This is a genomic window from Actinomadura fulvescens (genome assembly GCF_039533225.1).
GTDB classification, from domain to species: domain Bacteria; phylum Actinomycetota; class Actinomycetes; order Streptosporangiales; family Streptosporangiaceae; genus Spirillospora; species Spirillospora fulvescens.
The window spans coordinates 124,480-147,497 of the sequence record NZ_BAAATD010000011.1; the positions used below are offsets into that span (position 1 = coordinate 124,480).

Genomic DNA, 23,018 nt, shown 5'->3' on the forward strand with positions numbered 1-23,018 from the left:
CCGCACCGGGACGCACTGGGAGCAGAGAGATGCCGGGACCGAAAGGCTGGGAGCCGGGCGACGCCCCCCTGCTGGGTGGCGACGTCCCGTTCCGGCCGATGTCGATCTCGGAGATGATGGACGGCGCGATCGCCGGCATCCGCCGCCATCCGCGGGCGGCGCTGGGCTCCGCCGTGGCGGTGACCACGGTGATCCAGGTGATCGGCTCGCTCACGGCCTACTACCTGGTGGGGCCCGAGGCGAGCGGCGGCATCACGCGCAGCAGGTTCTGGCAGGACGTCGGCACCCAGCTCTGGCTCGGCGCGCTCGGCATGACCCTGTCGGCGTACGGGATCATCCTGCTGGCGGGGTTCCTCGGCCCGGTGCTGGGCCGCAGCATGTTCGAGCGGCCCGCCTCGTTGCGGCAGGCCTGGCGCGACACCCGGCCCCGGCTGGGCCGCCTCGCCGCCGTCTCGGCCGTGATCATCCTCGCCTCGCTGGCCGGCCTGGTGCTGCCGATGGTCCCGTTCGCCCTGCTCGTCGCCGCCGAGGCCCATCCGGCGCTGACCGTGCTGGCCGGGGTCATCGCGATCCCGGCGGGCGTGGCCCTCATGGTCTGGCTGTACAACCTGCTGCTGCTGGCCGCGCCCGCCGTGGTGCTGGAGCGGCAGACGTTCACCGGGGCGCTGCGGCGGGCCACCGCGCTGTCGCGGGGCCGCTGGTGGCGGACCTGCGGCACGCTGCTGCTCACCATGATGATCACGTTTTTCATGGGGTTCCTCGCGCTGCGGATTCCCTTCCTGGTCATCGACATGATCTTCTTCGACCGGGACCCGCACGGCACCGAGCTGGTCCTGAAGCTCGCCCTGGACACGGCCGGCCGCATCGTCAGCTGGTCGGTGGTGCTGCCGTTCGACGCGGGAGTGATCGCGCTGCTCTACTTCGACCGCCGGATGCGCCGCGAGGGCCTGGACCTCGACCTGCGCACCCGGCCTCCCGACGATCCGGTGCACGCGCCGGGCCGCGCGGCGGAGCAGGCGGCGCACGACGCGGCCGAGTCCGTTCCCGCGGGCGGCGGCTCCGGCGATGACGGATTCTTCGACCTGTGGCGGCCCAGCCCGCTGATCACCCAGCCCCCGCCGCCCGCCGACCCCCGGGGCTTCTCATGATCATCGATCCGATCGGGCGGGACGAGGCCCGGGAGCTGGCCCGCCGCGAGCTCGACAAGCCGATCTACAACCAGGACAGGCCGTCCTGGCTCGAACGGCTGTGGCAGCGCTTCACCGACTGGCTGAACGGCCTGTTCAGCGAGGCCTCGGCGCCGCAGGCGCACGGCAACGGCGGCGGCTGGATCTCGATCCTCATCATCGTCCTGATCCTGGCGGCGGCGATCGCGATCGTCGTGTGGCTCATGCGCGGCCGCCGCAACACCCGTTCCCGCAAGGCGCCGCTCCTTGAGGAGACGCCCTCCGCGGCGCGCGACCACCGCGACGCCGCCGAACGGCACGCCGCCGCGGGCGAGTGGGCGGAGGCGATCCGGGAACGGCTGCGCGCCATCGCCCGTGATCTGGAGGAGCGGGCCATCCTCGGGCCGAGGCCGGGCCGGACCGCCGACGAACTGGCCGCCGAGGCCGGGCAGGCGCTGCCGGATCTGGCCGCCGAGCTGCTCGCGGGCGTGCGGATCTTCGACGACGTCTGGTACGGCGATCGGCCGGGCACGGCGGAGGGCTACGCCACGCTGACCGCGCTTGAGGAACGTGTCCGCGCCACCCGTCCCCGCCCGCTCAAGGACAGCGACCAGGACGGCGGCGATGCGGAGGGCGGCGGCGGAGGCGTCCTCCAGGGCGCGGAAGCCGCGGCGGGCAGCTGGCGAGCACCGTACGTTCCGGCTGAGACCGGCGGTGAAGGACGATGAGCGACACGATCAGCGCGCCCGCGCGGCCCTCGTCCGGCGGCCCGGCTCCCAGCAGCGGAGGCGCGGGCAGCGGCGAGACGACGGCGCGGCAGGTCGCGGTGCGCCGCTGGCGGACATCGCGCGGCATCGTCTTCGTGATCCTCGCGATGGTGCTCGTGGCGATCATCCTCGCCGCGCTCAAGCCGACGGTCACGCCGCAGTTCCTCGACCCGACCGAGCCCGGCCCCGGCGGCAGCCGGGCCCTCGTCGAGCTCCTCAAGCAGCGAGGCACCCCCGTGACGGTGGCGCGCGGCGCGACCGACGCCGTGTCTCGGACCGGCCCCTCCTCCGTCCTGGTGGTCACCAGGCCGGAGCGCCTCACATCCGCCGACGTCGACCGCCTGCGCGGGGCGTCCGGCGACGTCCTGCTGGTCGAGCCGAGCCGCAGGCTGCTGGAGGCGCTGGCGCCCGGCGTGTCGCCGGCGGCCGAGTCCTTCGAGGACGTGGCCGAGCCGGGCTGCTCGCTGCCGGCGGCCACGCTCGCGGGCAAGGTCGACTTCGGGCGTTCGGAGACCTACGAGCCGCCGCGCGGCGCGACCGGCTGCTACCGCGCCGACGAGTACCCGCGGGTCGTCCAGCTGCCGGCCGCCACGGCGGGCGGCCGGACGGTGACGGTCCTCGGCGCCGCCGCCCCCCTCACCAACAGGTACCTCGCCGACGAGGGCAACGCGGCGCTGGCGATGAACCTCGCGGGCGCACGTTCGTCCGTGGTCTGGCTGATCCCCGACCTCCCGGCGGCGGGCACGGGCGGCGACCGGTCGATCCGCGACCTGCTCCCGCTCGGCGTCAACCTGTTCTTCTTCCAGCTGATCGTCGCGGTCGTGCTGATCGCGCTGTGGCGGGCGCGGCGGCTCGGCCCGGTGGTGGCCGAGGCGCTGCCGGTCGCCGTCCGTTCCGCCGAGACGGTCGAGGGACGCGCCCGGCTGTACCGTGCCCACCACGCCCGGGACCGCGCCGCCGCCGCCCTGCGCGCGGGCGCCCTCGAACGGCTCGTTCCCCTGCTCGGCCTGCCCCGCGGCGCCGCGCAGGACCCGGCCGCCGCGACGGAGATCGTCGCGGCGGTCGCCCGCCGCACCGACGCCGATGAGACGGCGGTCGGCGGGGCGCTGTACGGTCCTGAGCCCGCGGACGACGCGCAGCTGGTGTGGCTCGCCGACGTCCTCGACGACCTGGAAAGGCAGGTTCGGCAATCGTGAACAATCCCGTGGAGCTCGCCAAGGACGGCGGGCCGCCCGCCGACACGCCGGGGTACACCGGGGCCCCGGCCGCGGTGGACACCGAGCAGGCCGCGAGCGCGCGGGCGGCGCTGACCGCGCTGCGCGCCGAGGTGGCCAAGACGGTCGTCGGCCAGGACTCGGTGGTGACCGGCCTGGTCATCGCGCTGCTGTGCCGGGGCCACGTGCTGCTGGAGGGCGTGCCCGGCACGGCCAAGACGCTGATGATCCGTACGTTGTCGCACGCGCTCGACCTGGACTTCAAGCGGGTGCAGTTCACGCCCGACCTGATGCCCGGTGACGTCACCGGCTCGCTGATCTACGACAACCGGACCGCGGAGTTCGAGTTCCGCGAGGGCCCGGTGTTCACCAACCTGCTGCTGGCCGACGAGATCAACCGGACGCCGCCCAAGACGCAGGCCTCGCTGCTGGAGGCGATGGAGGAACGGCAGGTGTCGGTCGAGGGCTCCGCCCGCCCGCTGCCCGACCCGTTCGTCGTCTGCGCCACGCAGAACCCGATCGAGTACGAGGGCACCTACCCGCTGCCCGAGGCCCAGCTCGACCGGTTCCTGCTGAAGCTGACCGTTCCGGTGCCGGCCCGCGACGAGGAGATCGCGATGCTGCAGCGGCACGCCGCCGGGTTCGACCCGCGTGACCTGTCGGCGGTCACCGCGGTCGCGGGCGCGGCCGAGCTCGCCGCCGGACGCGCCGCCGTGCGCGGCGTCCACCTCGATCCCAAGGTCGCGGCCTACGTCGTGGACATCTGCCGGGCCACCCGGCAGTCCCCGTCGCTGCAGCTGGGCGTCTCGCCGCGTGGCGCGACCGCGCTGCTGGCGACGGCGCGGGCGTGGGCGTGGCTGTCCGGCCGCGACTACGTGACCCCGGACGACGTGAAGGCGCTGGCCCGCCCGACGCTCCGCCACCGGACGCAGCTGCGTCCCGAGGCCGAGCTTGAGGGCGCGACCGCGGACGGCGTGCTGGAGGGCATCCTCGCCCACGTCCCCGCACCGCGCTGATGGCACTGACCGGACGCCTGGGGCTGCTCGCGCTGCTCGCCGCGGCCGTCCCGATCTTCCTGCCGAGCTGGTGGACGCTGCTGGCGATCTGGGGCGTCCTGCTGCTCGGCGTGCTGCTCGACCTGGCACTGGCCGGCAACGTGCGCGCGCTGCGCTTTCACCGGACCGGCGACACGAACGTACGGCTCGGCCAGACCGCGCACGTGGCCCTCATCGTCGAGAACCTCGGTGACCGCCGGGTGAAGGCGCGCCTGCGCGACGTCTGGCCGCCGAGCGCCAACGCGACCCCGGACGGCTCCGGGGACGGGCGCACGGTCATCGTCAACGTGCCGCCGGGAGAACGCCGCCGCGTCGACATGACGCTGGTGCCGTCGCGGCGCGGCGACCGCAAGGCGGTGACCGTGACGGTCCGGTCGGTCGGCCCGCTGGGGCTGGCCGCCCGGCAGCTGTCGCGTTCCGCGCCCTGGACGCTGCGCGTGCTGCCCGGGTTCCCGTCGCGCCGCCATCTGCCCGCCAAGCTGGCCAGGCTGCGCGAGCTCACCGGGCAGCACGTGGCGCTCATCCGTGGCCAGGGCACCGAGTTCGACTCGCTGCGGGAGTACGTCGACGGCGACGACGTGCGTTCGATCGACTGGCGGGCCACCGCGCGCCGCGCCGACGTGGTCGTACGGACGTGGCGTCCCGAGCGCGACCGCCGCATCTACCTCGTCCTCGACACGGGCCGCACGTCCGCCGGACGCGTGGGCGACATCCCGCGCCTGGACTGCTCGATGGACGCGGCGTTGCTGCTCGGCGCCCTGGCGTCCCGCGCCGGAGACCGCGTCGACCTGCTCGCCTACGACCGCCGCCTGCGCGCCCGGGTGGAGGGCGCCTCGCGCACCGACCTGCTGCCCGCCATGGTGCAGGCCCTCGCGCCGATCGAGCCGGAGCTGATCGAGTGCGACGCCGCCGGGATGGTCTCCACGCTGATGTCGCGGGTCCGGCAGCGCTGCCTGGTGGTGCTGCTGACCGAGCTAAACACCGCCGCGATCGAGGAAGGCCTGCTGCCCGTACTGCCGCGGCTCACCGCGCGGCATCTGCTGATGATCGCCTCGGTGTCCGACCCGCGCGTGGGCGAGATGGCCGCCGCGCGCGGCGACCTGGCCGCCGTGTACGACGCCGCGGCCGCCGAGCACGCCCGGGCCGAACGCCGCCGCCTCACCGCCGAGCTGCGCAAGTACGGGGTCGAGGTCGTCGACGCCCCTCCGGACCAGCTGGCCCCCGCCCTCGCCGACGCGTACCTGGCCCTCAAGGCCGGCGGCCGCCTCTGACGCACCCGGCTCCCAAAGGCCCCCAAAGGCAAGGTCCCTCGCTCCGCTCGGGGCTCCCCCCATTGGGGCTCCCGCCCCAAACCCCAGCTGGGGGCTCCGCCCCCAGACCCCCGCCCCTTCCACTCCAGAGTGTCCTCTAGATCATTCTTTTTGGCGTATGGCGAAGTAGACCGGGGCTTCTGTGTTCGGGCCATCAGAGGATCTTCCTGGCTTCATTCGAGCCTGTTCGCGGGATCGTGCGTACGTGCCGTGGAGGAGTAGATGAATGGCCGATCGGCGTCTTGACGGCTTGAAGGTTCTCAGGTGAAGCTCCTCCTGGAGATGCAATCTGATGCAATCCCCCAATCTGGATGACGATCTTCGTCTTACCTTCTACGTCAAGGACCTTAATTCCAAGGGAACGCAGGACTGTCCGACCATCTACAGGACTAATCGGGACACGTGGGGAGTGCAGGGGGAGGAGCCGGCTGGAGAGGGGATCAGGGCTCAACTTCACGGCCTGAAACCGTCCGAGACGCTCGTCGAAGTCCCTGACACCCTGATGGACCCGTTCGTGCGCCAGTACGTGAAGGAGCGATATGGAGTCGATCTCGGCCCAGCGGCGGGGGGAACTGCTTAGCTCCGCCCGCGACGTGGTCAAGTTGGAGCTTCGTGACCACTACGCGATGGACGCGGAAACTCTGGAGGCATACCGGTGCGGAGATCACGACGTCGTGAAGGCGGCCTACGCGGAGACCGCTGAGGAGATCGCCGACATGCTCGCGTCGGGCCGGTCTTGGCGCCGGGTGCGGGTGGTGTCCGAGCCGCTCTCGGAGTATCAGCGGATGGCCGTGGAGTTCAGCGGGGTCGCCGTGGATGCCGGGGAAGAACTGCGTTGGCTGCCCAGGCGGCTCGTGTCGGCGGTCGCTCTACCGGGCAATGACTGCTTCGTGCTGGATGGGCTCGCCGCAATGTTCAACATTCTGGACGGAACGGGAGACCGGGCAGACATCCAGTACAGCGCTGACCCGGCCGTTGTGCGGTTTTGTGCTGATGCGTTCGCGACAGCATGGACACTCGCGACGCCGCACCGCGACTACCACCCCGAATAGGGCCCTCCGCGTGTCCGAATCGGCCGCCGCCGCCAGGAAGGCGTTCGGGATCAGACTTCGGGATATGCGTAAGGACGCACGGCTGACAGGCCGGGAGTTGGCAGAGGCGACCGGGATGCATCCCACGAAGGTGTCCCGAATCGAGCATGCCCGGCAGAACCCGTCTGAGGATGACATCCGGGCCTGGTGCATCGCCTGCGGCGTAGCCCGCCAGATTCCGGAGTTTATCGCTGTCCACCGCGAGGTGGGGCAAATGTGGGTAGAACACCGGCAGGCGCTCCGGCAGGGACAACGAAACCTTCAGGCGGCAGGGACTCCGCTGTACGAACGCACAAAGCGACTGTGCGCCTACGAGGCCATCGTGGTCCCAGGCATCTTGCAGACGCCTTCCTACGTGCGTGAGCTGTTGACGATCAACGCCATGTTGTACGGACTGCCCACAGACGAGATCGAAGCTGCCGTGCAGGCGCGTTTGTCGCGCCAGCACCTTGTGACGGCCGGTACCGGCAACAGGTATTCATTCGTTGTGGAGTCCGCCGTATTCGGCTACGTGTACGGCAATGCCCAGGTGATGTGCGAACAGCTCGATTTCCTTTTGACCGTGACACGGTTGCCGAACGTTGCCCTGGGCATCATCCCCTCCGGCCCCGCCCGCAAGGTATGGGGTGGCGAGTGCTTCTACATCTTCGATGACGCGATGGTGCGGAGCGATATGTGGTCTGGCGCCTTTCGCGCTTCAAGGCCGGATGAGATCGCGTTCTTCGTGAAGGTGTTCAATCTGCTTCGCGAACAGGCTGTGTACGGCCACGCAGCCCGAGAACTGATCGAGGCCGCGAAGATCCGCTTGCAATCTGGTGAAACCTTCTAGAGCTGGCCCTGAACAGGCGCTTAGCGTCCTGTGCATGAGGCAGCGGAATCACGACGAACACCTTCACAGACCGTACATGTGATGGCTGGCTGCCCTCAGTGCGCTGATACGCCGGAGCATTCCCCACCGTAGAGACTCCTCCGGCGGGCGGTGTCAGTTCGTTCCCAACGGCACCCCGTGACCCGTCCGTCTGGAGGCAGCAGGCGTGATAACCAGTCGCGCCCCGGGGCTTTCTTGAGGAGGAAGCCGTGACAGCTGTTCTTGAACCGCCTACCGAGGTGACCGCGCCAAGATTGCTGTGGCTTGACCTGACTCGACAGTGTCCACTCGGCTGCGTGCACTGCTACAACGCGTCGGGCACGGAAGGAACGCACGGCACGATGACCCGTGAGGACTGGGTCCGCGTGGTGGACCAGGCGGCGGGTGTGGGCACCCGCAAGATCCAGCTCATCGGCGGTGAGCCGACGATGCTCCCCGACGCCGCTGAACTGGTCGCCTACGCCCTGGACCTGGGCTTGGACGTCGAGGTTTTCAGCAACCTTGTCCACGTCTCCGACGGGTGGTGGAACCTGTTCCAGCGCGACCGGGTATCAGGCGCCACGTCGTACTATTCCGACGACGCCGACGAGCACAACGCGATCACCGGCCGTCCGAGCCATGCGCGGACACGGGCCAACATCGAAAAGGCGCTCGGGCTCGGTGTCTCGATGCGAGTCGGCATCGTGGCCGTCAGCGACACGCAGCGCGTGAGCCAGGCTCGACGAGAGCTGGAGGCCCTGGGAGTGACCAAGATCCGCGTCGATCGTGCTCGACAGTTCGGCCGAGCCGCCCAGGGGCAGCCTCCGGACATGGCTGAACTGTGCGGTCAGTGCGGCACCGGCAAGGCGTCGATCAGCCCGACCGGGGACGTCTCCCCATGTGTCATGTCCGCCTGGATGAGCGTGGGGAACGTCCATACCACGTCGCTGGCCGATATCGTCGGCGGCACTGCCATGGCCCAGGCCAACGCCTCCATCCGATGCGTCGCCGGTTCAGGCGACGGCTGCGACCCTGACAACGAAGAGTGCAGTCCTGGCTCTCCAGGTAGCTCATGCGACCCAAGGACGTGAAGGACTAGATGAGTCCCAGCCTTCCCGGCTCGGAGTTCACCGCGCTGATCCATCCGCACACGGGCGACGTGAGCGAGATGCAGCCGACCTCGCGGGGAAACAACTCGGCCGTCACAGCCCTGGTCGACTGCGAGAAGGGAGCGTTCTTCGTCAAGGCCGTCCCTAACCGGCCCGGCGGACGCCGCGACTCTCTGATCCGGGAAGGACTCATCAACCCCTTCGTGGTGCCTATCTCTCCGGCGCTGCGGTGGCAGGCCGAAGATTCCGAGTGGATCGCGCTCGGATTCGAGGTCATCGAAGGACGCCGCTCGGACTTCACACCAGGATCGGCAGACCTGCCAGCGATCATCGACATCCTCAACCGGATCGGCGAACTCTATCTACCCGAGATCGCCCAGGGCTGGCATGAGACGCGATGGAACCGCTTCGCCACTGAAGCCGACGCCGAACTGTTCCAGGGTCAGAGCCTGCTCTACACCGACATCAACCCCGACAACCTCTTGATCGGGCAGATCAGCACATGGGCCGTTGACTGGTCGTGGCCAACCCATGGTGCGGCGTTCATCGATCCCGCTTGTCTGGTCGTGCAGTTGATAGCGGCCGGGCACGACGCCGGACCCGCTGAGACGTGGGCGGCTGAATGCGCGGCTTGGACGAACGCAGACCGCCAAGCAATCGACGCCTTCGCTGCCGCGAATCTGCGTATGTACCGCAGGTTCGCAGACCGGAACCCTGACGCAACATGGCTCCAAGCCATGGCGACAGCCGCTCACGAATGGGCGGCATATCGAGATGTCCCGGTAGACCGTGACCAGGTCTACGACGCCCCTCGCTGAAACCAGCGTGTAGTACTTCCACAGTCAGTCTGCCGCAAAGCGCTCCCGGCCTGGTCGAGCTGGCGCCGGTTTCGTGTCGATCGTTTGTAGGTAGCCCACTAACGCATACAGCGGCACCTCCGGCCGGCTGATGGTTCGGAACCTGGTTCGTGTGGGCTCGGCGCTTCCAGACTGGCAGAGGTTTTCGACCGGCACGCCGCGAAGATGATGCGCTCCCAGGCCACTGGCATCAGCCGGCAGGACCGGTTCGGGCAGGCGCTGGCCGACCTGCAGGCCGACAACGACCTGTCGTGGGGCTTTCCCCTGATGTAGTAGTTCTGGCCACCGTCCGCCGAGGTGACCTCTACGGGCATCTTGTGCGCGCGGGCGGCGGCGAACAACGCGTTGAGACGCGTCATCGCCGCATCGCTCGTCCGTCTGGCGGTGTCGCTCTCGGATGGCTCGCGTGGCCGGTCGATGCTGGGCATTTGATGATCTCCTGTCTCTTCGTCTTCCTACAGCGAGGGAGGCGGAGGCGGCACCTGCGTTGAGCTGACATCGCTCGCCACTGACACCGTGGGCCTCAGAGAAAGCAAGGCCCCCGACATGCCATACCTGGAGATGAGCCGTAAGGCGCTGGGCTCTCTCCTCAAGGCTGTGAAGGCTCTCTAGAAGAGAACCGAAGGGGGAAGGCCGCTGACGAGGCGGCCTTTTCCATGCGTGAAACCTTCTGCGAGGTGTCCGATGTTGCGGTGGGTAACCGCCAGGCAAGAGCCTGGATCCGGCGGAGCGCTCTGGGATTCTTCTCGCTCTTCTGGATACAGCGGAGCGTGACACGGGGGGTGCGGGGGGCGGAGCTCCCCGCTGGGGTTTGGGGCGGAGCCCCAATGAGCGCAGCTCCGAGCGAAGCGAGGGACCGATTCGCTTAGGGGCAGCGGGGCTTTGGTCCGTTCGGTCAGCCTGCGGTGGGGACGGTGTCGGGACGTTCGGGGCTCTCTCCGGTCTCACCCTCGCGGACGGCGCGGCGGCCGAGCACGATGACGTACGCCAGGAACGTGACCTCGGCGACCACGCCGATGCCGATGCGGAGCCAGGTGTTGTGGACCCAGCCGGTCACGAAGCCCTCGATCAGCCCGGAGACCAGCAGGACGACGATCAGCCCGAGCGCGATGCTCATCATCGCCCGGCCCTCCTCGGCGAGTGCCTGGGCACGGGGCCGGCGGCCCGGGTCGACGATGGTCCAGCCGATCTTCAGCCCGGCGGCGACGGCCAGGTAGACCGCGGTCAGCTCCAGCAGCCCGTGCGGCAGGATCAGCCCGAAGAACACGTCCCCCTTGCCGTGGGCGATCATCAGCCCGGCCATCACCCCGAGATTGAGCTGGTTGGCGACCAGGACGATGATCGTCGGAATGCCCAGCAGGATTCCGAAGATCAGGGCGACCGCGGAGACCCAGGCGTTGTTGATCCAGACCTTGAACGCGAACGACGCCGCCGAGTGCTCGGTGTAGTAGTTGGCGAAGTCGTTCTCGACGATGTCCCGGATCTGGCTCGGCGTCCCGATCGCGGCCTGCACCTCCGGGTTCTTGACGATCCAGACGGCCAGCGCCAGGGCGAGCAGGTTGCCGAGCAGCGCGTTGCCGGCCCACCACCAGCGCAGCCGGTACGCGGCGGCCGGGAACGAGGCACTGAAGAACCGGGAGACGTCCCGCCACATCGGTGCCTGCGCGCCCGCCACCGCCGCGCGTCCACGCGCCACCAGGGACGTCAGGCGCCCCACGAGCAGCGGATCGGGCGAGCCCGACCGGACCACCGACAGGTGCGTCGCGGTGCGCTGGTAGAGCTCGACCAGCTCGTCGACCTCGGCACCGGTCAGCTTGCGGCTGTTGTTGACCAACCGCTCCAGACGCTGCCATTCGTCGTTATGGGCGGCCACATAGGCATCGACGTCCACCTGGGGAGAGTAACGTGTCCGGTCATCGACCGGGCAAAATGGACCTCCCCGGCGCCCGACGCAGGAGGAGTACATGGCCGAGCTCGTCACCGGTGAGGCCGTCGCGGTCGAGATCAAGGTCGCGCGGCTCGCCAGCCGGGCCTGCGCGCTGCTGCTGGACCTCATGCTCCAGCTCGTGGTCCTCAACTTCGCGCTGGGGCTGGCGCAGATGACGGCGCTGGTCGCCGACGACGCCTGGACCGCCGGGCTCGTCATCCTGATCACCGTCGTGGTGCAGGTGGGCTATCCCTGCGCCTTCGAGACGATGACCCGGGGCCGGACGATCGGCAAGCTCGCGCTGGGGCTGCGGGTCGTCTCCGACGACGGCGGGCCGATCCGGTTCCGGCAGGCGCTGGTCCGAGCGCTGGCGGGGTACGTGGAGTTCTGGGCGCTGGCGGGTGCTCCCGCGTTGCTCGCGTCGCTGTTCAGCAAGCGCGGCAAGCGCCTGGGCGACCTCTTCGCGGGCACGGTCGTCATCCAGGAACGGGTGTCCAGCACGTCGATCTACGGTCCGATCGCCGTGATGCCGCCGCAGCTGGCCGGGTGGGCTCAGACGCTGGAGCTCTCGCAGTTGCCGGACGAGCTGGCGATGACGGCCCGGCAGTACCTCGCCCGCTTCTGGGACCTGCTGCCCGAGGTGCGCGACGCGCTGGGCCAGCGGATCACCGACCAGGTCACCGCCCTGGTCAGCCCGCCCCCGCCGCCCGGCGTACGCCCCGAGATCCTGCTGTCGGCCATCCTGGCCGAACGGCGGCGCCGCGACGAGTGGCGGCTCGCGCAGCGCAGGGCCCGCCGGATGCGGATCGCCGGGCAACACCCGACCGGCTGGCCTGGTCAGGCCATTCCCGCCCCCGCGATGGCCATGGCGGGCCCGGCTCCCGTGCCCGCTGCGCCTATGGGTCCGCCCGCACCGCCGCCGTTCAGTGGCCCCGTGCCAGGCCGTCCCGCGTTCCTGCCTCCCACCAACTACGGCTCCGGCCCGTACCAGGAAGTCCTGACCCAGCCACCGCCTGGATACCGGCCGCCGCCCGGACCTCCGCGTCATCCACCGCCACACCCCTACCCGTACGGCTCTCAGCCTCAGGGTCAGCAGCCGCCCTATCCGCGGCAAGGCCCGCCCATGGGGCCTCCGCCGCAAGGGCCTCCTAGGCCTCCACAGGAGCATCCGTAACGGCTCACGCCGACCGTTCCCACCGGGGCTTAGCGGCTCCGGTGGGATCGGCCGGCGGGGGTTCCGAATCGGTTAGGGCGTGCCGCAGTACTGCTGCTGCTTGCCGATGGCCCGGTACGGGCAGTCGGCGTACTCGGTCAGCGTGAGCAGGGCCTCGCGGTTGCGGGAGGTCTCACGCTCGATGATGGACGGCGACGGGTAGAAGCTGCTGCCGTACATCTCGAACGTGTAGGAGAAGATGCGCTGGTTGCCCCAGAACCAGTCGTCGGTCGTGCCATCGGTGATGTAGAGGTCGCTGGACTGCTGGGGTGTGTAGCGGTTGGAGCTCGCCATCTGGCGTCCGATGGTGCGGTGGGTCGCCTCCTCGTCCGCCGACAGCGCGCCGGGCACGGTGTCGGCGTAGGTGTAGCCGAACGGCCACAGCACCAGCTCACCGTAGGAGTGGATGTCCAGGAAGATCTTCAGCTGCTGGACGCCGCCCACGACCCGGCTGCGGGTGAAGTTGGCCAGGGCCTTGGTTTCCGGCTCGGACTCGGCCGACGGGCCGCGGTAGGTCTCGCTGGCGGTGTTGCCCGACGAGCCGCCGCAGCAGCCCCACCGGTAGGCGAAGTTGCGGTTGAGGTCGATGCCGCTTCCCCGCCGGTTCTTGCGCCACATGCGGCCCGGCGAGGTGTCGCTGGTCATGTCGTAGACCTGGCCGTCGGGGTTGGAGATCGGGATGATCCAGATCTCCCGGGTGTTCACGATGTTGGTGATGCGGCTGGTGGCGTTGTACTCCTTGGTCAGGATGCCGATCAGGTAGAGCGCCTGCTCGTTGGTGAGCCGCTCCCGCGCGTGGATGTTGGCGATGTACAGCACCTCGGGCTCGGCCTCGTCGGCATTGACGTTGTCACTGATCTTGACGCCGACGATGTCCCTGCCCTGGTACGACTTGCCCGCGACGAACTTGCGCGCGATCTGCGGGTAGTTGGCGACGACCTGGTCGATCTCGGCCAGCGTCTCGGCGTAGGTGTGGTACGAGGTGGCGGCGCGCGGAGCCGGGCCGGGAGCGGGGAGCAGGCTGACCTTGAGCCCGAGCCGCTTGATGGCGCCGACCTCGGCCGGGATGGCGCTGACCTCGACCGAGCCGTCGGCGCGGACGTTGTCGATCGCGGCGCCGGTGCGGGCGAGCTGGGTTCGCTGCTGGGCCGTGGTCGCACCTGTCACCAGGTACTGCCTGGACGGCGAGTCGGGAGCCGGCGGCGCCGCTCCGGCACCGGACTGACCGGCCAGGACGATGAGGAACGCCGCGAGGACCGCGGCGATGGAAGCGAATCTTCGGGGGATCACCATGTGACGGGACACCTGCCATTCGCATGTGCGGGGTTTCCACAGGAACGAGCGCTCGCGGGTGCCGTCACGATGACCGGTACGGCGTTCTTTTACAATGGTGGCCGCCGTGCCCCAATAGAAGGCCAAGTTCGCCGTCCGGGCAGGTCAAGGCTGGTTTTGGTGGCCGCCGTTCAGTCCCAATCAAAATCGGACTGAAATTTCACCGGCCTCCATTGAAAATATGTGATCAGGTGAGATTGGGCGGCGATCCGAGCTCGGTCAGCTCGATTCCCGGCGCCGCCACGACCACGTCTCCGGCCAGATGGACCATGGCCACCTCGCCGGTCGCCAGATCGGTCACCTCGTACCGCTCGACCGGCAGCGGAGCGGTCTCGGTCTCGTGCGTCTCGATCTCCGCCAGCCGCCAGCGCCAGCTGCCGGTCAGCGCCGACAGCGCCGGCCCACTCAGCCGAACGAGCCGCACATCGGCCTGCTCGCCCTTGCCCAGCCGCAGCGTCCGGCCCACCGCGACGAGAAACCCGGGCGACTCCCCGATGAACGCCGCGGCGCGTTCGCCGTGCTCGGTCGCGGTGTCCGCGCCCGAGGCCGCCCGGACCCAGGCGAGCTCGTGACCGGTCACGCCGCCCCGGATCCACCAGTCGGGGGTGACCAGCTCCACCCGGATCTGCCGCCACCGTCCGTCCACGACCAGGTCGAGCCGCAGCCCGTCGGAGCGCTCCCCCACATACCGCCACCCGCCCGCGCCCGGGGCGCACTGAAAGCGCTCCTCAAGCTCTTCTTCGAGGTGAAGGTAGGTTCCACGCGGCACTCGGAGGACGTTACCCCAACGGCGGTCAGGAGCCGATGCGCCAGGAGAGGAGGTAGTCCTCCTGCTCCGGGGTCAGGGTGTCGATGCCGATCGACATGGAGGCCAGCTTGAGCCGCGCCACCTCGGTGTCGATCTCCTTCGGCACGTCGTGCAGGGCGGCCGCGAGCCCCTCGTGCTCCTTGGCCAGCCAGGCGCAGGTGAGGGCCTGGTCGGCGAACGACATGTCCATGACGGCCGCCGGATGGCCCTCGGCGGCGGCGAGGTTGACCAGGCGGCCCTCGGCCAGCAGCACCAGCCGCCGGCCGTCGGCGAGGACGTACTCGTCGGCCTGGGGCCGTACGCCGCGATGAACCTCGACGGCCAGCTCACCGAGAGCCCGCACATCGATCTCGATGTCGAAGTGGCCGGAGTTGGCCAGGATCGCGCCGTCCTTCATCACCGCGAGATGCTCGGCGGCGATCACGTCGCGGTTGCCGGTCACGGTGATGAAGACGTCGCCGTGCTCGGCGGCCTCGGCCATCGGCTCCACGGCGAAGCCCTGCAGCGCGGCGTCCAGTGCCTTCACGGGGTCGATCTCGGTGACGACGACGCGGGCTCCCAGACCACGCGCGCGCTCGGCCAGGCCCCGCCCGCAGTAGCCGAAGCCCGCGATGACGATCGTCTTGCCGGCGAGCAGGGTGTTGGTGGCCCGGATGATGCCGTCCAGCGTCGACTGGCCGGTGCCGTACCGGTTGTCGAACATGTGCTTGGTGTCGGTGTCGTTCACCGCCACCATCGGGAACCGCAGCACGCCCTCGCGCGCCATCTGGTGCAGCCGGATGACCCCGGTCGTCGTCTCCTCACAACCGCCCTTGACCGTGTCGAGCAGATCAGTCCGGTCGATGTGCAGCGTGTTGACGAGGTCGCAGCCGTCGTCGAGCACCAAATCCGGCCCCGTCTCCAGAGCCTGATGGATATGCCGGTAGTAACCCTCACGGTCGATGCCCGAGCGGGCGAACACCTCGGCGCCGTACTCCTGGACGAGCGCGGCCGCGGTGTCGTCCTGCGTGGACAGCGGATTGGAGGCCGCCAGCGCGACGCTGGCGCCGCCCGCCTGCAGCGTACGGATGAGGTTCGCGGTCTCGGTCGTCACGTGCATGCACGCCGCGATCCGGAACCCGTCCAGCGGCCGTTCGGCGGCGAACCGGTCCCGGATCTGCCGCAGCACAGGCATCGCCCGGTCGGCCCACTCGATCCGCTTGACGCCCTGGTACGCCAGCGAAGCGTCCGCAATGTCGCTCATCAACCCCCCTGAGAAGGAGCCGCCGGGGCGGACACAAGTCCGCCCCGGCTGCTTTTCACTTGCCCTGCATCAACCACAGACCAGCGTTGCGATCGCGTCCGAAGGCAGTTCCGAGCCTGCGAGGAACTGATCGCGGAGCGAGCCGCCAGGCGAGTCGGGCGCGATGCAGCGATCGCCGCGACGCCCGTTGAAGAAGGGCGCTCCAGCGCCCGACGCCGAGGGCAACGCAATAAAAACTGAGCGATCGCCGCGACGCCCGTTGAAGGAGGGCGCTCCAGCGCCCGACGCCAAGGGCGACGCAATCAGTACCTGTAGTGGTCGGGCTTGTAGGGGCCCTCTACGTCGACGCCGATGTATTCGGCCTGCTGCTTGGTGAGCGTGGTCAGCTTCACGCCGAGCGCGTCCAGGTGCAGGCGGGCGACCTTCTCGTCCAGGTGCTTGGGCAGCACGTAGACGCCGACCGGGTACTCCTCGGTCTTGGTGAACAGCTCGATCTGCGCGATCACCTGGTTGGTGAACGAGTTGGACATGACGAACGACGGGTGGCCGGTGGCGCAGCCCAGGTTCATCAGGCGGCCCTCGGCGAGCACGAGGACCGTGTGGCCGTCCGGGAAGCGCCACTCGTGCACCTGCGGCTTGATCTCGGTCTTGACGATGCCCGGGACGCGGCCGAGCCCGGCCATGTCGATCTCGTTGTCGAAGTGCCCGATGTTGGACACGATCGCCTGGTGCTTCATCCTGGCCATGTGGTCGGCCGTGATGATGTTGAAGTTGCCGGTCGTGGTCACGAAGATGTCGACCAGGTCGACGACGTCCTCCAGCGTGGTGACCTGGAAGCCGTCCATCGCGGCCTGCAGGGCGCAGATCGGGTCGATCTCGGTGACGATCACGCGGGCGCCCTGGCCCTTGAGCGCCTCGGCGACGCCCTTGCCCACGTCGCCGTAGCCGGCCACGAGCGCGACCTTGCCGCCGATCAGCACGTCGGTGGCGCGGTTGAGGCCGTCGATCACCGAGTGCCGGCAGCCGTACTTGTTGTCGAACTTGGACTTGGTGACCGAGTCGTTGACGTTGATCGCCGGGAACGCCAGCGTGCCGGCCTTGTGCATCTCGTACAGCCGGTGCACGCCGGTCGTGGTCTCCTCGGTCACGCCCTTGATCGCGGCGGCCGTCTCGGTCCAGCGGCCCGGACGCTCGCCGATCGTGCGGCGCAGCGTGTCGAGGACGATGCCCCACTCCTCGGGGTCACCCTCGTTGGCGGACGGGACGGCGCCCGCCTTCTCGTACTCGGTGCCCTTGTGGACCAGCATCGTGGCGTCGCCGCCGTCGTCGAGGATCATGTTCGGCGGGGTGCCGTCGGGCCAGGACAGCGCCTGGTCGGTGCACCACCAGTACTCCTCCAGCGTCTCGCCCTTCCAGGCGAACACCGGCACGCCCTTCGGGTCGTCGACGGTGCCGTCGCGGCCCACGACGACCGCGGCCGCGGCGTGGTCCTGCGTGGAGAAGATGTTGCACGACACCCAGCGGACGTCGGCGCCCAGCTCCACCAGCGTCTCGATCAGCACGGCGGTCTGGATCGTCATGTGCAGCGAGCCCATGATCTTGGCCCCGCGCAACGGCTTGGCCTCGGCGTACTCCTTGCGTACCGCCATCAGACCGGGCATCTCGTGCTCGGCGAGCCGGATCTCCCGGCGCCCGAAATCGGCGAGCGACAGATCGGCGACCTTGTAGTCCATGCTTTCGTTGCTCCTTGCGTCCCTGGATCGGCGCCCACCGCGCCCATGACTGTGGGTCCGTTCGCGAGTCTAGGCATGCCCGGGAGCCCAAGGCACGTCCGGGGGCGACTTTCTGACACTAATTTGTCAGAATCACCCTCATGCGTATCACGGAGGCCGCCCGGCGGCTCGGAACCTCGCCTCGAATGCTCCGGTACCGCGAGGCTCTCGGGCTGTTGCCGCCCACGCGCGAGCAGAGCGGCCACCGGCGCTTCGGTGACACCGAGCTGCGCGCGGTCGCGCTGGCGCTCGCGTTGGAGAAACGTTACGACGTAGGACCGGCCGAGCTGGCATTCGGTCTGCGCGTACTGGCCGAACCCGAGGTCCAGGCGCGCGTACGAGAGCTCGGTGAACGGATCGGCCGCCTCTCCGCCCCGCCCACGCGGGCTCTCGACTTCGAGAAGGAGAAGGCCCTCCGCCTGCTCCGCCGCCGTTGAGACTTACCGTGTACGGATAGAGTGCGCCGGGAGGAAGATCCATGACCCCACGGACCGACGCCGACGAGCCGGCCGAGCAGCCTCGTATCCCGCTGACCCGGCGGCGGGTGCTGCGTGCGGCCGTGCGGCTCGCCGACCGCGACGGCCTCGACGCGCTGACCATGCGGCGGCTCGCGCAGGAGGTCGGGGTCGAGGCGATGTCGCTCTACCACCACGTCGCCAACAAGGAGGCCGTCTTCGACGGCCTCGTCGAGGTGGTCCTGGGCGAGATCATGGCGGCGGTGGAGGAGGTCAAGGCCCCGTCGCCCGGCGAGGACTGGCAGGCGGCGTTGCGTGCGCGGATCCTCGCCGCCCGGGAGGTGCTCCTGCGGCACCGCTGGGCTCCGCAGGTACTCGAAACGCGCACCACCACGAGCCCGGTCTTCATCGCTTACGTCGACCACGTCGTCGCCATTCTCCGGGCGGGCGGGTTCTCCTTCGAGCTGGCCCACCGCGCGCTGCACGTCCTCGGCAGCCGCGCTCTCGGGTTCACCCAGGAGCTGTTCCGGCCCGACGGCGTCCAGACCGCGGGCGCCGAGGCCGCCGCGATGATCGAGCAGCTGGGCGGCCGGTTCCCCAACCTCGCCGGGATGCTGGCGGACGCCGTCCACGACGATCCGGACGGCACCCTGGGCTTCTGCGACGACCAGTTCGAGTTCGAGTTCGCGCTCGACCTGATCCTCGACGGGCTGGAACGGCGCCGCGCCGCCGGTTCGTGATCTTTTCCGAAAGGCATTCCGAACGGGACTGAGCGTCCCCGGCCTTGCGCGGCCCTTGACTCCCTTACGCCGTACGATAGCCTTACAACGTATGACGACCTTACGGCGTATGACGGCCGTTTTGTAGAGGGAGACGCCATGAAAGCCTGGAGCTGGGATCGTTATGGTCCGCCCGACGTGCTGGGTCTCAGGGACGTCGACGAGCCCCGCATCGCCCGGGACGAGGTGCTGGTGCGGGTACGGGCGGCGTCCGTCAACCCCTACGACTGGCGCCACGTGCGGGCCGACCCGAAGCTCGTCCGGCTCAGCATCGGCCTGCGGCGTCCGAGACCGGGCCTGGTCCCCGGCGCCGACCTCGCCGGTGTCGTCGAACGGGTGGGCGACGAGGTGACCGGACTGCGTCCCGGCGACGAGGTCTTCGGGGAGGTCCGGCTGGGCTCGTTCGCCGAGGCCGTCGCCGTCCCGCACGACAGGCTGGCCCTCAAGCCCGCCGACCTCACCTTCGAGCAGGCGGCGTCGGTGTCGATGGCCGCGCACACCGCGCTGCAGGGCCTGCGCGACGTGGGCGGGCTCGCCGCCGGGCAGCGGGTGCTCGTCAACGGGGCCTCCGGCGGCATCGGCACGTTCGCCGTCCAGCTCGCCAAGGCCCTCCAAGCCGAAGTCACCGGCGTGTGCAGCACCCGCAACCTCGAACTGGTCCGTTCCCTGGGCGCGGACGACGCCGTGGACTACACCCGCGAGGACTTCACCGAACGGAAGGGACGGTACGACCTGCTCCTGGACATCGTGGGCGACCGGCCGCTGGCGCGGCTGCGGCGTCCCCTGACCTCCCATGGAACGCTGGTGATCGTGGGCGGCATCGCCTCGCCGCGTGGCGGGTTCCTCGGCCCGGCGGCGCAGATGCTCCGTGGAGCGCTGGCCTCTCCCTTCGTCAGCCAGCGCATCGGCGCCGTCCGCTGGAAGCCCAACTCCGCGGACCTGCGGTTCCTGGCGGAGCTCATGGAGAAGGGCCAGGTCACGCCCGTCATCGACCGGACCTGGCCGTTCGCCGAGCTTCCCGAGGCGCTGCGCTACGTCGAGCGCGGCCACGCCCGGGGCAAGGTCGCCATCACCTTCTGATCGTGGCTTCGCGGCTCATCTGACCAGGCGGGCCAGTTCGACCCGGGAGCGGATGCCCAGGCGGGTGAAGACGTTGCGGAGGTGGTGGTCGACGGTGCGGGGGCTGATGACCAGACGGGTCGCGATCTCGCGGTTGGTGGCGCCGTCGGCGACGAGGCGGGCGATTCTCAACTGTTGCGCGGTGAGGGCCTCCAGGTCGGCGCTGTGCGCGGGAGGCGGGTCGACGGCCTCGCCCGCAGCGCGCAGTTCGGTCCGGGAACGCTCCGCCCAGCGTTCTGCGCCCTCCTGCTGGAACAGGTCCAGCGCGTTGCGCAGGTGCTCGCGGGCGTCCCGGGGCCGGCGGTCCCGGCGGAGGCGGTGGCCGTAGAGCAGTTCGGTGTGCGCGAACTCGTGCCTTGAGTCGCAGTCGCGGTGCAGCCGCAGTGCCTCCTCGAAGTGCGCGCTCGCCGTCGCGGCGTCGCCGGCCAACAGCGCGCGGCATCGTTCCGCGAGCGCGCGCCCGGCCCGGCTGCCCGCATCCGTCACCCATCTCTCGTACGCGGCGAACGCCCGCTCCGCTGATCGCTCCCAGTCGCAGCGGACGGCGGCTTCGACGAAGTGCGGGATCGCCATGATCCGGATGGTGCCGTGCGCCGACCCCGGCCCGGTCAGCTGCCGGAGCCGGGCCGCCGCGTCGGCGGGGCGGTCGTCGGCCAGCGCGAGGCAGGCCAGGGCCCAGGTCGCGGAGGCCGCCGCCCGGGCCAGACCACGGCGGCCCACAGCGTCCCCCATCTCGTCCAGGCGCCGCATGGCCGTCGCCGTATCGCCGTGGAAGGCCGCCAGGAGGGCGAGGATCGCGAGGAACTCGGCCTCGCGGTTCCGCTGCCCGGCGGCGCGCGCGGCCGACAGCCCCTCCGCGGCGACCGCCATCGCGACCGGGTAGCGCCCCAGCGAGATCTCGCATTGGGCGAGGATCGCCAGCGCGCCGGGAACCAGGGCCGCCCCGTTCCGCCGCGCGCCGGTCACGGCCTGGGTCGCCAGGGTCCGGGCTCGGTGGCGCCGCCCCAGCACCAGGGCCGCGATGCTCGCCCAGACGCGCGAGTCGCAGTCGTCGCCGGTCTCCGCCAGCAGCAGGACGCGGCCTAGGTGGGCGGCGGCCTCCCGGTGGTGTCCTTGGAAGGTGCTGTCCATCCCGGCGAGGAAGGCGCGCGCCAACTCGGCGCCGGTGCCGGTGCCGGGCCGCAGGTGTGCCGCCCGTTCGGTGACCAGCGCGTGCGAACGATGGTCGCCGGCCATGTCCGCGGCCTCTCCCGCGCGGACGAGCGCGTGTGCCGCCCGGTCATCGTCGAGCCGTTCGGCCGCCTGCAGCAGGAGGTCCACGGCGGTCGCCGGTACGCCGTCCGTCAGCTCGATCTCGCCCTGCAGAAGGTCGGCTCGGCCTGTCAGCTCGGCGGTGTCCGCGCAGGAACGGGCTTGGACGAGCAGGACGCGGGCTCGCCGGGGGCGTCCGGCCGTCCACGCGTCGGTGGCCGCGTCGAGAAGACGCTCGGCCTTGCTCCGCCCCGTCGTCAGGTGTGCCGCGCGTTCCCAGACACGGCTGGAGTCGGCGAAAGCGCCCAGTGCCCGGGCGTACGACGCCGCCTCCGCGAGCTCGTCGGCGAGGCGGGCGTCGGGTTCCTGGGCGAGCGCGGCGCGGTGAAGGCTCCGTTGGGGACGATGCCGTTCCTGGTCCAGGACCGAGGCCAGCAGGGCATGGGCCGACCTGCGTTCGGCGAGCGGCGCGTCGGCGTACAGGCAGGACCGGACCAGCGGGCTCGCCGTCTCGACCGTGTCGCCCTCGATCCGGATCAGCCCCGCGTTGCGCGCCGCTTCGAGTTCGCCCAGGTTCAGGCCCGCCGCGGCCGCGGCGCGGGCGGTCGTGGCGAGGTCGAGCCGTTCGCCGGCCGCGACCAGGACCGTGAGGCGCCGCGCGTCCGCAGGCAGCCGGCGGAGCCGCCGCCGGTAGTAGACGCGCAGCGCGCTGTCCCCCGGGAGTTCGCGAGGCGGCGGTGCGGCACCGGTCAGCTGCGCGGGCGTGAGGGCGCCGGCGAGATCGACCAGGGCGCGCGGGCAGCCGACGGCGAGCCCGGCCAGCTCTTCGGCCAGTCCTTCGCCGAGGACACCGCGTCCGCCGGACCGGTCCGCCAGGACGCGCAGGCTCGCCGTGTCGTCCAGCGGGCCGACGAGCAGCCGGGGGATGTCGTCGAGCGGCTGGCGCCCGGCGATGACCGGCGGATCGTCGCGCAGCGCGAAGAGCATCACGATCGGGTCGGCGGAGATCCGGCGGGCCGCGAACGCGAGCGCCTCCAGCGAGATCCGGTCCAGCCACTGGACGTCGTCGACCCAGCAGAGCAGCGGCCCGCCGCGCGCCGCCTCGACGAGGAGCGCGTGCACCGCCGCGGGCAGCGTGCGGGCCGCGTCGGCGGGATCGGCGCCGCCGGCCAGCGCGGCGGTCAGGCTCGCCGCCTGGCCGGCCGGCAGCCGCGCCAGGAGATCCGGAAGCCGCACCAGCGGCTGCACGAGCCCGAGCAGCCCGGCGAACGGCACCGCGGCCTCGTGCCGGACGCCCCGCGTGCCGAACGTCCGGACGTCCGGGGCCGCCCTCCGCACGGCCTCCGCCAGCAGTGCCGTCCGTCCGAGCCCGGGTCCGGCGGCGATCGTGAGCGCTCCGCCGCCCCCGCCGCGGGCCCGGTCGAGCAGGCGGCCGAGCACGTTCACCTCGCCGTCCCGGCCGTGCAGGACGACCGGTGCGGTCCTGTCCTCCGTGCGATCGTGGTCCGGCCCGGCGAACCGAAGCGGGAGCGGGCTTCCAGGTCCCATGGCGCACCTTCCTTCCACGGCGTGGCGCGGACCCGCCGCGGAGCGTGCGGGCCGCAGGACGCGTGTCGGCCCACAGACCAGCACGGCGGCCGGGGCCGGTCCAGAGCGGAGTCACAATTCGGGGACGCAGCGCAATGAGAGGGCCGCGCGGTTGT

General features: G+C 70.5%; 19 protein-coding genes and 1 pseudogene. 14 read left to right on the forward strand and 6 right to left on the reverse strand.

All coding sequences use genetic code 11. The features are described from left to right. Window positions 1–29 precede the first annotated feature (29 nt). The 10 genes and pseudogenes from ABD333_RS34310 to ABD333_RS34355 form a co-directional block, all read left to right on the forward strand. Complete coding sequence (locus ABD333_RS34310; RefSeq protein WP_344546710.1) at window positions 30–1,148, forward strand: hypothetical protein; 1,119 nt, start codon at window positions 30–32, stop codon at window positions 1,146–1,148. Continuing rightward, the gene (locus tag ABD333_RS34315; RefSeq protein WP_344546711.1) at window positions 1,145–1,894 is read left to right on the forward strand and encodes a DUF4129 domain-containing protein; all 750 of its coding nucleotides are present in this window, start codon (window positions 1,145–1,147) and stop codon (window positions 1,892–1,894) included. Before ABD333_RS34310 ends, ABD333_RS34315 begins: the two co-directional genes overlap by 4 nt. Further along, window positions 1,891–3,129, forward strand: coding sequence for a DUF4350 domain-containing protein (locus ABD333_RS34320; RefSeq protein ID WP_344546712.1), 1,239 nt, complete (start codon window positions 1,891–1,893; stop codon window positions 3,127–3,129). The genes ABD333_RS34315 and ABD333_RS34320 overlap by 4 nt, the downstream gene beginning before the upstream one ends. A 74-nt stretch (window positions 3,130–3,203) precedes the next feature. Then, entirely contained in the window at window positions 3,204–4,163 is a 960-nt protein-coding gene (locus ABD333_RS34325; RefSeq protein ID WP_344546897.1) for an AAA family ATPase, read from the forward strand. Further along, window positions 4,163–5,473 carry a DUF58 domain-containing protein gene (locus tag ABD333_RS34330; RefSeq protein WP_344546713.1) on the forward strand — a complete coding sequence of 437 codons (1,311 nt, stop codon included), beginning with the start codon at window positions 4,163–4,165 and terminating at the stop codon, window positions 5,471–5,473. Before ABD333_RS34325 ends, ABD333_RS34330 begins: the two co-directional genes overlap by 1 nt. A 578-nt stretch (window positions 5,474–6,051) precedes the next feature. Further along, window positions 6,052–6,564 (forward strand): DUF6879 family protein, encoded by a 513-nt coding sequence (locus ABD333_RS34335; RefSeq protein WP_344546714.1) that lies wholly within the window; start codon window positions 6,052–6,054, stop codon window positions 6,562–6,564. A 10-nt stretch (window positions 6,565–6,574) separates the two neighbouring features. Next, on the forward strand, window positions 6,575–7,432 hold the full coding sequence (locus tag ABD333_RS34340) for a helix-turn-helix domain-containing protein (RefSeq protein WP_344546715.1): 858 nt from the start codon (window positions 6,575–6,577) through the stop codon (window positions 7,430–7,432). 293 nt (window positions 7,433–7,725) lie between these two features. Beyond that, window positions 7,726–8,541 (forward strand): radical SAM/SPASM domain-containing protein, encoded by an 816-nt coding sequence (locus ABD333_RS34345; protein ID WP_344546716.1) that lies wholly within the window; start codon window positions 7,726–7,728, stop codon window positions 8,539–8,541. An 8-nt stretch (window positions 8,542–8,549) separates the two neighbouring features. Then, window positions 8,550–9,377, forward strand: coding sequence for a protein kinase (locus tag ABD333_RS34350; protein ID WP_344546717.1), 828 nt, complete (start codon window positions 8,550–8,552; stop codon window positions 9,375–9,377). A 501-nt stretch (window positions 9,378–9,878) separates the two neighbouring features. Next, window positions 9,879–10,028, forward strand: a pseudogene (locus tag ABD333_RS34355) (DUF397 domain-containing protein); the annotation flags it as partial. Between the two features lie 283 nt (window positions 10,029–10,311). Here ABD333_RS34355 and ABD333_RS34360 read toward each other — a convergent pair. Next, entirely contained in the window at window positions 10,312–11,307 is a 996-nt protein-coding gene (locus tag ABD333_RS34360; RefSeq protein ID WP_344546718.1) for a stage II sporulation protein M, read from the reverse strand. A gap of 73 nt (window positions 11,308–11,380) precedes the next feature. Here ABD333_RS34360 and ABD333_RS34365 point away from each other — a divergent pair, with 73 nt between their 5' ends. Beyond that, window positions 11,381–12,517 (forward strand): RDD family protein, encoded by a 1,137-nt coding sequence (locus ABD333_RS34365; RefSeq protein ID WP_344546719.1) that lies wholly within the window; start codon window positions 11,381–11,383, stop codon window positions 12,515–12,517. Window positions 12,518–12,589: 72 nt separating this feature from the next. On the opposite strand, the gene ABD333_RS34370 is transcribed toward ABD333_RS34365, so the two are convergent. The 4 genes from ABD333_RS34370 to ahcY (ABD333_RS34385) form a co-directional block, all read right to left on the reverse strand. Further along, window positions 12,590–13,849 carry a M14 family metallopeptidase gene (locus tag ABD333_RS34370; RefSeq protein ID WP_344546720.1) on the reverse strand — a complete coding sequence of 420 codons (1,260 nt, stop codon included), beginning with the start codon at window positions 13,847–13,849 and terminating at the stop codon, window positions 12,590–12,592. Between the two features lie 226 nt (window positions 13,850–14,075). Further along, window positions 14,076–14,657 (reverse strand): hypothetical protein, encoded by a 582-nt coding sequence (locus tag ABD333_RS34375; RefSeq protein ID WP_344546721.1) that lies wholly within the window; start codon window positions 14,655–14,657, stop codon window positions 14,076–14,078. A gap of 25 nt (window positions 14,658–14,682) precedes the next feature. Then, the gene (gene ahcY, locus ABD333_RS34380) at window positions 14,683–15,939 is read right to left on the reverse strand and encodes an adenosylhomocysteinase (protein WP_344546722.1); all 1,257 of its coding nucleotides are present in this window, start codon (window positions 15,937–15,939) and stop codon (window positions 14,683–14,685) included. 302 nt (window positions 15,940–16,241) lie between these two features. Then, window positions 16,242–17,672, reverse strand: coding sequence for an adenosylhomocysteinase (gene ahcY, locus ABD333_RS34385; RefSeq protein WP_344546723.1), 1,431 nt, complete (start codon window positions 17,670–17,672; stop codon window positions 16,242–16,244). Between the two features lie 140 nt (window positions 17,673–17,812). Between ahcY (ABD333_RS34385) and ABD333_RS34390 the strand changes: the two genes are divergently transcribed. From ABD333_RS34390 to ABD333_RS34400, 3 genes are all read left to right on the forward strand, one after another. After that, on the forward strand, window positions 17,813–18,148 hold the full coding sequence (locus tag ABD333_RS34390; protein WP_344546724.1) for a MerR family DNA-binding transcriptional regulator: 336 nt from the start codon (window positions 17,813–17,815) through the stop codon (window positions 18,146–18,148). A gap of 41 nt (window positions 18,149–18,189) precedes the next feature. Continuing rightward, complete coding sequence (locus tag ABD333_RS34395; protein ID WP_344546725.1) at window positions 18,190–18,906, forward strand: TetR/AcrR family transcriptional regulator; 717 nt, start codon at window positions 18,190–18,192, stop codon at window positions 18,904–18,906. Window positions 18,907–19,044: 138 nt separating this feature from the next. Beyond that, a complete protein-coding gene (locus ABD333_RS34400; protein ID WP_344546726.1) occupies window positions 19,045–20,025 on the forward strand; it encodes an NAD(P)-dependent alcohol dehydrogenase in 981 nt (326 codons plus the stop codon). 15 nt (window positions 20,026–20,040) lie between these two features. Here ABD333_RS34400 and ABD333_RS34405 read toward each other — a convergent pair whose 3' ends face one another. Beyond that, complete coding sequence (locus ABD333_RS34405) at window positions 20,041–22,863, reverse strand: AAA family ATPase (RefSeq protein ID WP_344546727.1); 2,823 nt, start codon at window positions 22,861–22,863, stop codon at window positions 20,041–20,043. Window positions 22,864–23,018 lie beyond the last annotated feature (155 nt).